The sequence below is a fragment of the Bradyrhizobium sp. 2TAF24 genome (assembly GCF_052115025.1).
In the GTDB taxonomy this organism is placed as follows: Bacteria; Pseudomonadota; Alphaproteobacteria; order Rhizobiales; family Xanthobacteraceae; genus Bradyrhizobium_A.
The window spans coordinates 12,923-25,006 of the sequence record NZ_JBFRFW010000029.1 but is presented as its reverse complement, the minus strand read 5'-3'; the positions used below and the strand labels follow the sequence as shown (position 1 = coordinate 25,006).

The window sequence follows — 12,084 nt, the reverse complement described above, 5'->3', positions numbered from 1 at the left end:
TGTCCGGGCTGCCGCGTGTCGCGTTGCAAGTCACTGAAGCGCAACAGCTTTCAATAGTTGACAACAATACTAGACTAAGTCAACGTCGATCGTGTCAAGCGCTCGGCGAGCCGATCTCCCGGCGTCGTCATGGCCGCGAACATCAACAAGCAACACAACGGCGCGGCCTGTTTCGCGGGGCCGCGGTCACCGCAGAGATTCCAGCATGACGATCGTCCACAAGCCCGGCGCCCTGGTGGGATCTCCGGTGTTCAGCAGCCCTGCGGATCATGCCGAAAGCCCGCTGTCGCGCGCGCTGCGTCAGCCGCTGCTGCTCGGCTTGTTCCTGCCGATCCAGGCCGGCGGCTGGAGCGCCTCGACCTTGCCGCGCTCCACCACCTGGACGTTCGACTACAACCGCGATCTGACGCTCGCTGCGGAAGCATTCGGTTTCGACCTGGTGTTCGCGCTGTCGCAATGGCTGCCGAAGGGCGGTTATGGCGGCGTGTTCACCGGCGAAGCGCTGGATTCGTTCATCACCACGGCGTCGCTGTCGAGCGTGACGTCGCGGATCCTGCTGATCTCGACCATTCATGTGCTGTACGGCCCGTTGCATCCACTGCATCTCGCCAAATACGGCGCCACCCTCGACCACATCTCCGGCGGCCGCTGGGGCATCAATGTCGTCACCGGCCATCGCGCCGTGGAGCACGAGGCGTTCGGCTGGAACCGGATCGAGCATGATCGCCGTTACGAGCTGGCGGCGGAGTTCATCGAGGTGCTGCAGCGGCTGTGGAGCGACAGCGAGAATTTCTCGTTCGAGGGACAGTCGCCCTGGCGGCTGAGCAATGCCTTCGTCACGCCGAAGCCACGGTTCAGTCGCCCGATCCTGGTCAATGCCACCGGATCCGATGCGGGTATCGCGTTCGCCGGGCGCTATTCGGACATCGTGTTCATCACCAGTCCCGGCGGATCGGCCTTCAAGGACGCCATCGGAGTGCTCCCGCCCCATGTCGAAAGGGTCAAGCAGGCGGCGGTCGATGTCGGCCGGCAGGTCCGCACGCTGATCAACCCTATGGTGATCTGCCGCGAGACCGAGCACGAGACGTGGCAGTATCACGACGCGATCGTCGCACACCTCGATCCCGTTGCCAGCATGCAGAACCTCGACAGTGATGCCCATGCCTGGAAGGGCCGGGTGGGGCGCGATGCGGAAAAGCGCCGCGCCATCGGCGGCAACATCGAGGTGATCGGCACGCCCGAGCAGGTGGTCGAGCAGTTCCTGCAGCTCAAGGCGGCGGGTGTCGACGGGCTGCAGCTCAGCTTCTTCGACTTCAAGCCTGACCTGCAGTTCTTCGGCGAGCGGGTGATTCCGTTGATGGAACAGGCGGGCCTGCGCTTCAAGGTCGCTGCGCCGGCCTAGAGCCGCCGGCGCGGGCCGAAGCCTGCGACGCGTCTATTGGAACGTCGCGGGCTCGGGATGGTCCCCGGTCAGGAACCAGTGGCCGACATTGCGCGTCTTGTACTCGGCGGGATTGTGCAGAGTGTGGATGCGCACGTTGCGCCAGAACCGGTCGAAGCCGTTGGCGGTGGTCGCCGAACGCGCACCCATCACTTCGAAGATCTGACTGGTGACGTCGAGCGCGACCTGGCCGGCAAACACGTTGGCCGCGGCAATCTTGATCGCGGCGTTGCCGCGCTCCGCCTCGGTGAGGTCGCGTCCCCTGGCCCAGGCGTCATCCAGCGCCTGCGCCGCCTGGTCGGCGAGCTGCGTTGCGGCCAGGGTCCTGGTGTAGAGGTCGCCATAGACGCGCTTGATCCAGGGATCGTCGATGTGCTTCTCGACCCCGGAATGCACCCAGGGACGTGATTTGTCCCGGGTGTAGTCGCGGGCAGCGAGCAGCGCACCCTGGGCGCTGCCGACGAAGACGTTGAGCAGGACGCTCTGCTGCTGGAACGGGGTCAGAGTCTGGTAGGGCTTCACCTGATCGGCCTTGAAAGCGAACACCTCGTCGCGATGGACCCTGACATCGGTGTAGGTGACGCGGCCGCTGCCGGTCTGGCGCTGGCCGATGCCGTCCCAGTCGTCCTCGATCCTGAGGCCCTCGCGGCTGGTCGGGATCGCGGCGAAGCTCCGCTCGTTGGTCGTATGGTCTTCCCACGCGATCTGCAGATAGTCGGCGACATGGGAGCCGGAGGTGAAGGGGCGAAAGCCGTTGAGGACGTAGCCGTCGCCGTCGCGGCGGCCGAACAGGCTCTTGGAGAAGCTGTTGGCGGTGTTGCCCCAGAACCAGTTGCCGGCGGCGGAACGGCGGTAGATGTCGGCCGCCTGTTCGGGCGTGCCGCGCAGGAAGGCGGCATGGACCGAGCTGAAATGATAGCCGAACAGGTGGCCGAGCGAGCCGTCGACCTTGGCGAATTCGCGTCCGATCTTGAGTGCGGTCGACCACGGCTCGCCGGCACCGCCATATTCGCGGGGGATCAGGATCGTGAGCAAGCCGCTCTCCTTCAGCAGCCGCAGTTGCTCGAGCGGCTTGCCGCCCGCCTTGTCGCGATCGACGGCGTCCCTGGCGAAGGCCTCACGCAGCGCGACGGCCTTGGCGAAATACGGATGGGTGACGTCGAGATCGAAACTCATGATGCTGGTCGCCTGTATCTGAAGGAGCGTGCTCGTGGAGCCGCGTGGTTCGGGATGTCGGAGAATTAGTATAGTGCGTCAGTAGATTTTGTGAATGCGCGATCGTCAGTTGGCGTGGTGATGCCGGTGGCAGGCATGCAAAATTGTGCGGAGAGATGCCGAATCTTCCAAAATGCAAGCCGACGATGTTGTTGGCAGCTGATCCGGTGCAACAACGAAAACAATTTCCATGTACGGCATGACAAGCTCTGCAGCCGCGGAATGTCGTGCGCGCGAACCTTCCGCGCGTCGCATTCATTCCACGGAACTTATCATTCGGAGCTACCGATGCCGCTGACCCGCCGCCGTTTCCAGTCGTCCCTGCTGTTGGCGTCAGCCGGCCTGGTCATTCCGGGGCGCGGCCGCGCGCAGGGGACAAGGCCCGTATCCGGAGGAACGCTCAACTGGGTGTACTTTCCGGATCCGTCGGCGATCATCGCCATCAACACGTCATCGGGCACCGGACAGACGATCGGCAGCAAGATCAATGAGGGGCTGCTGTCCTATGACTACGATCTCAGTCCGCGACCGGTGCTCGCCGTCGCCTGGGACATCAGCGCCGACGGCACGCGCTACACCTTCCGGCTGCGCCCCGGCGTGAAGTGGAGCGACGGGCATGACTTTACGTCCGCCGACGTCGCATTCTCCATTCTGCGCCTGAAGATCGCGCATCCGCGCGGGCGCATCACTTTTGCCAATGTCGAGGATGTCGAGACCCCTGATCCGCTGACCGCGGTCCTGGTGCTGTCCCGGCCGGCGCCGTTTCTGATTACGGCGCTTGCGGGCGCGGAATCGCCGATCGTTCCCAAGCACATTTATGCGGCGTTCAAGCCCGAGGAGCAGCCGCGCCTGGAGCAGACCATCGGCACCGGTCCGTTCTTGCTCAAGGAATGGGTGCCGGGCAGCCATCTGCTGTTCGTGCGCAACCCGCTGTACTGGGACGCGCCCAAGCCTTATGTCGATCGCCTGGTGCTCAAGGTCGTTCTCGATCCCGCCGCGCGGGCAGCCGCGCTCGAGGCCGGCGAGGTGGACATCGGTGGCAACCCGGTGCCCTATGGCGATATCGATCGCCTGAAGGCCAACAAGAACCTGGTCGTCGACACCACGACCTATGCCTATTCCGGGCCGCAGCAGCAGCTGTTCTTCAATTTCGACAACAAGCTGTTCCAGAACCGCAGCGTGCGTCTTGCGCTGGCGCACGCCATCGATCTCAAGGCGCTGCTCGACATCGTTTATTTCGGCTACGGCCAGGTCTCGCCGTCACCGGTGAGCACGGTGCTGCCGAAATTCTACAATCCGAAAATCCAGGCATGGCCATTCGACCCGAAGGCGGCGGAGCGGCTGCTGGACGAGGCCGGATTGAAGCGCGGCACGGACGGCATTCGCGTGAAACTGCGCCTCACCCAGAACCCGTTCATTCCCGCGAGCTTCGGCGATTTCATCCGCAACTCGCTGCGGCGCGTCGGGGTCGATGTCGAGGTCCAGCGCTTCGATCTCGCGACCTTTTTGAACGTGGTCTACAAGGACCGCGCGTTCGACCTGGTGGTGGAAAGCCTCTCCAACACCTTCGATCCCTCGCTTGGCGTGCAGCGGGCTTACTGGTCGAAGAACTTCAAACTGGGGCTGCCGTTCTCGAACGCGGCGCATTACGGCAATCCAGAGGTCGACAGCCTGCTCGAAGCCGCCGCGATCGAATCCGATCTGCCCCGGCGGCGCGAGATCTGGTTCAAGTTCCAGGAGATCATCCACGAGGAGGTCGCCTCGATCGACCTGGTGGCGCCCGCCGGCGTGATCGTTGCCCATCGCAAGGTGAAGAACTTCGCGCCGGGCGCCGAAGGAATCACCGGCAGCTTTGCCGATATCTGGATCGATCCCAACGCATGATGTGCGGCATTCACAGGCCGGCGCGCGATGGCGGCGGCGCATTCCCCAAGCATTGACCGGGAGAGAAGGATGACTTTCAAGTTCAAGGATGTCTTCGCGGGAACGCAGGCTGCGCTCGGTACTGATCCCGCGCAGGGGCAGGCGACGTTCGAGGCGCAGAGCCGCCTTGGCGGCGGGCTCGACAGCACGGTGGCGATCCGGCAGTTCAAGGTCGGGGTCGACGAACCCGCGGGCCTCGGAGGGCAGGATACGGCGCCCAATCCGGTGGAGTATGTGCTGGCGGCGCTTGGCTCGTGCCAGGAAATCACTTACCGCCTCTATGCCGACGCGCTCGGCATTCCGCTGAGCGGCGTCTCGGTGCGATTGACCGGCACGATCGATCTCCGCGGCTTCTTCAATGTCGATGACAGCGTGCGCCCGGGCTATCAGGGCATCCGCGCCGAGGTCACGCTGGACAGCCCGGCGTCGGACGCCGATCTCGCCCGCCTTAAGGAGATTGTCGATCGCCATTGCCCGGTGCTGGACATCCTGCGCAACCCGACACCGGTCACGCTGTCCCTTCACAAGGGTGCACTGAACGCCGCGGCGGCATGAGGGGCAATCCCCAGCGGCTCGGCCCCGGCGCTAGAACCTGCGCTCAGCCCGCGCCGTTCTTGCTGCGGGCAACCGCCTGGGTGACGAAGCTGCGCGGCGGCACGTTGTCGGTGAGCCAGACATTGCCGCCGATGGTCGAGCCCTGGCCGACCACGACACGGCCGAGGATGGTGGCGCCGGCATAGATCACGACATCGTCCTCGACGATCGGGTGACGGGCGCCGCCCTTGATCAGGTCACCCTGGTCGTCCTTGGGAAAGTGACGCGCGCCCAGCGTCACCGCCTGGTAGATGCGGACGCGCTCGCCGATGACCGCCGTCTCGCCGATCACAACGCCGGTGCCATGGTCGATGAAGAAGCTGGGGCCGATGGTGGCGCCGGGATGGATGTCGATGCCGGTCTTGGTATGGGCGATCTCCGCCACGAGACGCGCCACCAGCCGCGCGCCGAGCCGGTGCAGCACGTGGGCGAGGCGGTGATGAATGATCGCCAGCATGCCCGGATAGCCGATCAGGATCTCGGGAAAGTTGGTTGCCGCCGGATCGCCGCTGTACGCGGCCCGCAAGTCACTGACCAGGAGCCCGCGGATCCCGGGCAGCGCGGAGGCGAACGCCCGGGTCAACGCCACCGCATCCTGGTGTTGCGGCTCGGATGCGGGCTCGCCGGACACGAACAGCGCGCCGCGGTGCACCTGCTCGAGCAGTCCGTTCAGCGCGGCGTTCAGGGTGTGGCCGACGAAATAGTCGATGGTCTCGCCGTCGACCTCGGACTGGCCGTAGTGCCGCGGGAACAGCGCCTCGATCAGCCCGTCGATCACCTTGCCGAGCGCCTCCCGCGACGGCGCGCGCCGTGCCGGACCGTCGTGGCGGATGTTGTGCTGCACGTCGCGTGACCGGCGCAGTTCGGACACGATGGTGTCGAGCCGCCAGCGCGGCTCGCGTCCGGCGAGCTCGTCCGTCGTTCCGCCATAGGCCGTCAGCAGAGAATCACTTGTCATGCTCGCCCCCTTTGACCATTGCGTTGGCCGTGCAGCGGCCACCCATCAACGACACCCGCGCTCAACGCCCGCGCGCAACCGTGCGATAGAGCAGCCGCGCGCCGCCATCGAGCAGGAAGCCCAAAAGCCCGATGATCAGCACCATCGCCATCAGTTCGGAGTAGGCGAGCCGGTCACGGGTATCCAGGATGAAATAGCCGAGCCCGGCCGACACGCCGAGCATCTCGCATGGCACCAGCACGATCCAGACGATGCCGATGGACAGGCGCAGCCCGGTCAGCACGTGGCCAAGGACGCCGGGGATAATGACATGCCACAGGGTTTCCCAACGGGTCGCGGACAGGCTGGCGGCGAGGCGGAGCCAGCTCGGCTCCAGCCGTCGCACGCCTTCGGCAGTGTTCAGCAGTATGGGCCAGACGGCGGCGAAGGTGAGCAGGAAATAGATCGGCCGGTCGCCGACGCCGAAGACCATGACCGCGAGCGGCATCCACGACAGCGGCGAGATCATGCGAAGGAACTGAAAGGCCGGCGAGGTCGCCGCGTTCAACCACCTGGAGCGGCCGACGGCAAGGCCAAGCGGCACACCGATCAGCAGCGCGAAGGCAAGGCCGACGGCGATGCGCCGCAGGCTGACCAGGAGATGCACCGGCAGGTCCGACTGGGTGAGGAGGACCGTAAGGCTGCCGAAGGTGCTGGACGGCGAGAAGCGGCGGATGAAGCCGGCCGGTGCGAGAACGTCGGTGCCGAGCCACCAGGCGAGCAGCAGAACAACGAGGCCGGCGATGCCAAGAGCGCTCCCGCCGAGAGCAGAGCGGAGGCGGGACGGGATGGCAGCGGCGCCCGATCCGGGACGCTGACGCCGCGGCCCCGGGCGCTTGCCCGCAGCAGCCGGGACGGCGTCGGTGGTCCAGCTCGTGGTCACGCGACGACGACCTCCGTGCGGGCAAACGACTCCGGCAGGCCGAACGCGGTCATGCCGCCCGCGGCCGTCACCGCGGTTTTGACGAAGCGGTCGTCGACCAGTTCGCGGGCCGCTGCAGTTGGATCGAGGTTGGCGAGAAAGCCGTGGTCACCCTCGATCAGCGTGTCCTTGAGCCGTCGCACCAGTTCCTCGGTGTAGCTGGGATAGGGATAGGGCTGGAAGTCGATCCGCCGTTCGCGCCAGGCCGGGTTGCGGATCGCTCCCGATTTCAGGTAGGCGGCGTTGTCGCTCTCCGGCGGCGCCAGCACCTTCTCCAGCACGGCTGTGGCATGGGGCGTGTACTTGTTGACGCCGTCCTTGGACAGCAGCGCGGCGGTCTCGCCGCGGTTCTCGCGTGTCCAGAGCTGGGCCTTGACCATGGCGTTGACGATCTTCTGCGACCAGGCCGGACGCTCCTGCAGATCGCGCTCGTGCATGAACACGACGCAGCAGGCGTGATCCTTCCAGACGTCGCCGGTGAAACGCAGGATCTTGCCGACGCCGAGGGTTTCCGCCGTGGCGTTGAACGGCTCGGCGACGATGAAGCCCGCGATCTGGCCCGAAGACAGGGCGGGCACCATGTCGGCGGGCGCCATCACGATCAGATTGACCTCGTTCGCCGCAGGTGATCCGGTGCGTTTGGCGACCGGGACGAGGCCGTTCTCGCGCAGCAGGGTCTGCAGCACGACATTGTGAATCGAATACCAGAACGGGATCGCGACGCTCTTGCCGCCGAGATCCTTGACGCTGTCGATGTGCGGCGCGACGCTGAGGCCGGAGCCGCCGGTATGGTTCCACGCCACGACTTTGGCCGGCGCCTTGCTGCCGAAGCGGGCCCACACCGTCATCGGCGACAGCAGATGCACGACATTCACCTGTCCGGAGATGAAAGCCTCCAGCACCTGGGCCCAGCTGCGCAGCAGCACCGGCTTTTCGGCCTTGATTCCTTCGGCCTCGAAGAAGCCCTTGCCGTGTGCCACCAGCAGCGGAGTTGCGTCGGTGATCGGGAGGTAGCCGATCCGCACCGGCGCGTCGGCTTCCTGCGCGCGGCTCTCATAGGCCCGCAGCAACGGCAGGGCGCCCGACGCCGTGAGCAGCGCGGAAAGCTTGATCATGTCGCGGCGGGAAATATCGTCGAAAGGCACGGTCGAATTCTCCGGTCAGTTGCGCTGCATGGCGGCGCGCAGGGTACTCAGGATGTCGATGCGGATGGCGCCCAGCGCCGCGATGTCGTCGTCCCGTGGCTTTGCGAGGTCGATCGTCCATTCTCCGATGGGATGGGCCGGCGCACCGCCGAGCAGCACGATGCGGTCGGAGACCAGCAGCGCTTCATCGATGTCGTGGGTGATCAGGACCGCGGCCGTCCGGAAATCCCGCACGACCTTGAGCAGCAGCTGCTGCATTTCGGTCCGGGTCACTTCGTCGAGCGCGCCGAACGGCTCGTCGAGCAGCAGGATATCCGGCTTGCGGGCGAGGCAGCGCGCCAGAGCCGTGCGCTGCGCCATGCCGCCGGACAGCTGGTCGGGAAACAGCTGGCGGGCCGCAGCGAGCCCGACCTCATCGATGGCGGCGTCGATACGGGTCCGCCTGTCGTGCGGTGACAGGTGCGGCTGGTGCTTGAAATCGAGGCCGAACGCCACGTTGCGCTCGAGCGTCAGCCACGGCAGCAGGCTGGGATCCTGAAAGGCGACCGCGACACGCGGGTGCACGCCCCGCAGTGGGGCGCCACCCATGGTCAGCGTGCCGCTGGAGGGCGATTGAAGACCGGCCAGCACCCGCAACAGGCTCGATTTGCCGACCCCGCTGGGGCCGAGGATGCTCACTGTTTCGCCGGCCGTGAGCGTGAAGTCGAAATTTTCGAGCACCGCGTGGTCGCGCCCGGGATAACGCAGGGCGAGGCCGCTGGCGGAGAGCAGGGGGGCGGTCATGCCGTGTCCCCCACCGCGAGCCGGCGTTGCTCATGGCCGTCGAGCGCGGTCTTGAGCTGAACGAGGCTCGGGGTGATGATCGGAATGAAGGCGACCTCGCGCAGCCGGCGCTGGAAGCCCTCGCCGGGCGCGCTGAGATAAGCCTTTCCGCCGGTCGCCGACAGCTCGAGCTGGACCGCCTCGGCCGCGATCTCGGCCAGCCGGATGCGCAGCCGGAACAGCTGATCCGGCCGCTTGATGAACCCTTGACCTGGCAGGTCGGCGAGCAACTGCGCGGTGGCGTGCGCAAGATGGTCGGCAAGCGTCTCCGCCGGTTGGGCGAGGACGTCCCGGCCGCCGGCCAGCCGGGCGCGGACCTCATCGAGGGCGCGCTGCGCCAGCCCGATCGACATGGCGCATTGCAAGCCCAGGAAGGCCGGGCGCACCTTCGGCAGCCACTCGCTGGCATTGGGATGCAGGATGCGTTCGGGTCCGATGCGGACGTCGTCGAGATCGATCGCGGCGGTGCTGGTCGCGCGCATCGCCATCAGCGCGAGGTCCGGCGAACGCGTGAGGCCGTCGTCCTCGGAGGCAAGACTGGCCACGAAGGCGGGCTGGTGCCCGTCGCCTTCGATCGCGGCGGCGACATCGAACCCCGCCGGTTGCAGATTGGTGACCCAGGGCAGCTTGCCGTCGATGCGGAGGCCGGCATCGACGCGGCGGGCCCGCACCTGCAACTGCTCGAGCCCCGAGAGGAATTTCATGGCGTTGGACAGGCCGGTCGCGCCGGCGCGATGGCCGGCCAGCAAATCCGGCAGCAGTTGATCGCGCAGCGCACCGTTCGGGCTCTGCAGCAGGTATTCGATGAAGGTGCGATGTCCCCAGAACACGAATCCGGCGGCGAGCGAGCGCCGCGAGACCGCGGCGATCGCTTCCACAGCGCCTCTCACGTCACCACCGGCGCCGCCGAGGTGGGACGGCACGCCGATCCGGTAGAGGTCGGCGCCGGCCAGACGCGGCAGCAACTCCGTGCCCGCGGCGGTCGTGTCGAGGACCTGTGCGTTGGTGTCGAGCCAGGCGTCCAGGTCGTGCGGCAGAGTTACGGTCATCGCCGGCGTCCGTGCGCCTATTCCGCCGCGGCTGCTGCGGATGGCCAGCGGTAGCTTTCGAGCTCCGGGTTCAGCGCCGGCTGGCCGAGGTTGTTGGCGAAATTGCACAGCGTCGCCAGGCTGACACCGAGCACGACCTCGAGAGCATCGGCGTCGCTGAAGCCCGCGCCCCGGAAGGCCTGCAGTTCGGCATCGTCAACGGCGCCGCGGCTGCGGATCACGGCACGCGTGAAGTCGGCGACCGCATTGAGGCGATCGTCCGGACCGGCCGCGTTCGCACGCAGCGCCTCGACGGTGTCCTTGGCGAGCCCCGCTTTCTTGGTCGCGATGGCGGTGTGGCCGGCGACGCAGAAGCCGCAACCATGGGTCGCCGCAGCCGTGATCTGGACGGCTTCGCGCTCTGCGAGCCCGAGGCCTGCGCGCGCATTGATGCCGGAGACGGTCTGATAGGTTTCGAGGGCAGTCGGTGCGTTGGCCAGCAGTCGCACGAGATTGGGGAGAAAGCCATTGTTGGCAAGTGCGGTCTGAAGACCAGGCCTTGCGGCTTCAGGGGCGTCGTCGATCGTGCGAAGCGGCAAGCGGGACATCGTCATCTCCTGCGGACGGGGCAATGGCACACGGCGCGGCGCGCCGCGGCACGCCTGCCATCACCGGATCATGTGTCGCGTTTCTAGCCAAACTGCACGGCAGGTGGGTAGCCGCATGGAAAAAAGACGAAAATCTTCCATCGTTGAATGGTGTCGCGAACGTGATGTGCTTTGTGCGTCGGCGCGCGCAGGAATTCTTTGTAGTGGTGTAGGCCAAAAATGGGCCGGATCGTCTCTGACGATCCGGCAGTTTCGGGAATAACGCCGTGTGCTGGAGCGTTCGGTTCACCAGGTCGTCAGGATCGTGCCGTTGAACTGCTTGTCGGTGTAGGCCTTGACTTCGGGCGAACGGTAGATCTCGACGAAGCGCTTCAGCAGCGGATTGTCCTTGTTCTTGGCGCGCACCGCGAACACGAGATTCCAGTTGCTGTCGGCGCTCTCCAGCAGCAGCGCCTTCTTCGGGTCGAGGCCGGCGTTGAGCGCATAGTTGAGATTGACCGCGGAGAAGTCGAGGTCGCCCAGGGAACGTGGCAGCTGCGCCGCATCGAGCTCGACGATCTTCAGGTGCTTGGGATTGTCGGCGATGTCGGCCACCGTCGCCTTGATGCCGGCGCCGGGCTTGAGCTTGATCAGGCCGGCCTCTTCGAACAGCTGCAGCGCGCGTGCGCCATTCGACGGATCGTTCGGGATGGCGGCGCTGGCGCCGTCGCGGATCTGGTCGAGGCTCGTCACCTTGCTGGAGTAGAGGCCGATCGGCACGATGATGCTCTTGGCGATCGAGACGATGTCATAGCCGCGCTGAGCGACCTGGTTGTCGAGATAAGGCTGATGCTGGAAATTGTTGATGTCGAGGTCATCTTGGGCGAGCGCCGCGTTCGGCTGGGTGTAGTCGGTGAATTCGGTGATCCGCAGCTCGATGCCTTCCTTGGCGGCGATGGTGCCGGCGTAGCGCAGAATGTCCGCATAGGGGCCCGCAGTCACGCCGATGCGGATCACCTTGCCGGTGTCGGCGTCGGCCTGCGTGGCGGTGAGGCTCAGGGCGACCGCGGCTGCGGTCAGGAGCTTTCGTATCATCGGCAGCAATATCCTCGATTAGTGGAGCGGATGTCGCAACGAAGCTAGGTGGCCGCCGCGCGTCCGGTCAATTTTGTATTTGCCGGGGATCGGGGAATGACGCTGTCGCCGCGATGGCGATTCGCGAAACGTGTATCTTGCGTCGGCGCGTGGATGTCCTGCTCACCCCGGTGACAGCGACGATCCGGCGGCGGCGAAGCAGGGCGCGAGAGTCGTGCCGGCGGAGGTGACCTGCCGTTACAAGGACGATCGGCGGCAAGACGTGCTGCCATCCGCCTGAAATTCGAAAGTGCCTTCTCCCTGAAATCATGGCGC

11 protein-coding genes are annotated in these 12,084 nt (G+C 66.0%); 3 read left to right on the top strand and 8 right to left on the bottom strand.

The annotated features are described in order from the left end of the window. The first annotated feature begins 205 nt into the window (after window positions 1–205). On the top strand, window positions 206–1,402 hold the full coding sequence (locus AB4Z37_RS30240; protein ID WP_441520422.1) for an LLM class flavin-dependent oxidoreductase: 1,197 nt from the start codon (window positions 206–208) through the stop codon (window positions 1,400–1,402). A gap of 33 nt (window positions 1,403–1,435) precedes the next feature. Here AB4Z37_RS30240 and AB4Z37_RS30235 read toward each other — a convergent pair whose 3' ends face one another. Beyond that, window positions 1,436–2,617, bottom strand: coding sequence for an acyl-CoA dehydrogenase family protein (locus AB4Z37_RS30235; protein ID WP_441520421.1), 1,182 nt, complete (start codon window positions 2,615–2,617; stop codon window positions 1,436–1,438). Window positions 2,618–2,944: 327 nt separating this feature from the next. Here AB4Z37_RS30235 and AB4Z37_RS30230 point away from each other — a divergent pair, with 327 nt between their 5' ends. Beyond that, a complete protein-coding gene (locus AB4Z37_RS30230) occupies window positions 2,945–4,540 on the top strand; it encodes an ABC transporter substrate-binding protein (protein WP_441520420.1) in 1,596 nt (531 codons plus the stop codon). A gap of 69 nt (window positions 4,541–4,609) precedes the next feature. Further along, entirely contained in the window at window positions 4,610–5,134 is a 525-nt protein-coding gene (locus tag AB4Z37_RS30225) for an OsmC family protein (protein WP_441520419.1), read from the top strand. Between the two features lie 43 nt (window positions 5,135–5,177). Here AB4Z37_RS30225 and epsC read toward each other — a convergent pair whose 3' ends face one another. The 7 genes from epsC to AB4Z37_RS30190 all read right to left on the bottom strand — a co-directional run bounded on the left by epsC (window position 5,178) and on the right by AB4Z37_RS30190 (window position 11,769). Further along, window positions 5,178–6,131 (bottom strand): serine O-acetyltransferase EpsC, encoded by a 954-nt coding sequence (epsC, locus tag AB4Z37_RS30220; RefSeq protein ID WP_441520418.1) that lies wholly within the window; start codon window positions 6,129–6,131, stop codon window positions 5,178–5,180. Between the two features lie 61 nt (window positions 6,132–6,192). Further along, the gene (locus tag AB4Z37_RS30215; RefSeq protein ID WP_441520417.1) at window positions 6,193–7,053 is read right to left on the bottom strand and encodes an ABC transporter permease; all 861 of its coding nucleotides are present in this window, start codon (window positions 7,051–7,053) and stop codon (window positions 6,193–6,195) included. Further along, entirely contained in the window at window positions 7,050–8,237 is a 1,188-nt protein-coding gene (locus AB4Z37_RS30210; protein WP_441520416.1) for an ABC transporter substrate-binding protein, read from the bottom strand. The genes AB4Z37_RS30215 and AB4Z37_RS30210 overlap by 4 nt, the downstream gene beginning before the upstream one ends. A gap of 15 nt (window positions 8,238–8,252) precedes the next feature. Then, window positions 8,253–9,020: an ABC transporter ATP-binding protein gene (locus tag AB4Z37_RS30205; protein WP_441520415.1), complete on the bottom strand. Its 768-nt coding sequence runs from the start codon at window positions 9,018–9,020 to the stop codon at window positions 8,253–8,255. Beyond that, window positions 9,017–10,108 (bottom strand): acyl-CoA dehydrogenase family protein, encoded by a 1,092-nt coding sequence (locus AB4Z37_RS30200; RefSeq protein WP_441520414.1) that lies wholly within the window; start codon window positions 10,106–10,108, stop codon window positions 9,017–9,019. The genes AB4Z37_RS30205 and AB4Z37_RS30200 overlap by 4 nt, the downstream gene beginning before the upstream one ends. Window positions 10,109–10,125: 17 nt before the next feature. Continuing rightward, on the bottom strand, window positions 10,126–10,695 hold the full coding sequence (locus AB4Z37_RS30195; protein WP_441520413.1) for a carboxymuconolactone decarboxylase family protein: 570 nt from the start codon (window positions 10,693–10,695) through the stop codon (window positions 10,126–10,128). Between the two features lie 285 nt (window positions 10,696–10,980). Continuing rightward, entirely contained in the window at window positions 10,981–11,769 is a 789-nt protein-coding gene (locus AB4Z37_RS30190) for a MetQ/NlpA family ABC transporter substrate-binding protein (RefSeq protein ID WP_441520412.1), read from the bottom strand. Window positions 11,770–12,084 lie beyond the last annotated feature (315 nt).

Excerpts from the sequence above, each read along its gene's own strand:
- AB4Z37_RS30195 (WP_441520413.1), bottom strand. The coding sequence starts at position 10,695 with ATGTCCCGCTTGCCGCTTCGCACGATCGACGACGCCCCTGAAGCCGCA.
- AB4Z37_RS30190 (WP_441520412.1), bottom strand. The coding sequence starts at position 11,769 with ATGATACGAAAGCTCCTGACCGCAGCCGCGGTCGCCCTGAGCCTCACC.
- epsC (WP_441520418.1), bottom strand. The coding sequence starts at position 6,131 with ATGACAAGTGATTCTCTGCTGACGGCCTATGGCGGAACGACGGACGAG.
- AB4Z37_RS30240 (WP_441520422.1), top strand. The coding sequence starts at position 206 with ATGACGATCGTCCACAAGCCCGGCGCCCTGGTGGGATCTCCGGTGTTC.
- AB4Z37_RS30225 (WP_441520419.1), top strand. The coding sequence starts at position 4,610 with ATGACTTTCAAGTTCAAGGATGTCTTCGCGGGAACGCAGGCTGCGCTC.
- AB4Z37_RS30230 (WP_441520420.1), top strand. The coding sequence starts at position 2,945 with ATGCCGCTGACCCGCCGCCGTTTCCAGTCGTCCCTGCTGTTGGCGTCA.
- AB4Z37_RS30205 (WP_441520415.1), bottom strand. The coding sequence starts at position 9,020 with ATGACCGCCCCCCTGCTCTCCGCCAGCGGCCTCGCCCTGCGTTATCCC.
- AB4Z37_RS30235 (WP_441520421.1), bottom strand. The coding sequence starts at position 2,617 with ATGAGTTTCGATCTCGACGTCACCCATCCGTATTTCGCCAAGGCCGTC.
- AB4Z37_RS30200 (WP_441520414.1), bottom strand. The coding sequence starts at position 10,108 with ATGACCGTAACTCTGCCGCACGACCTGGACGCCTGGCTCGACACCAAC.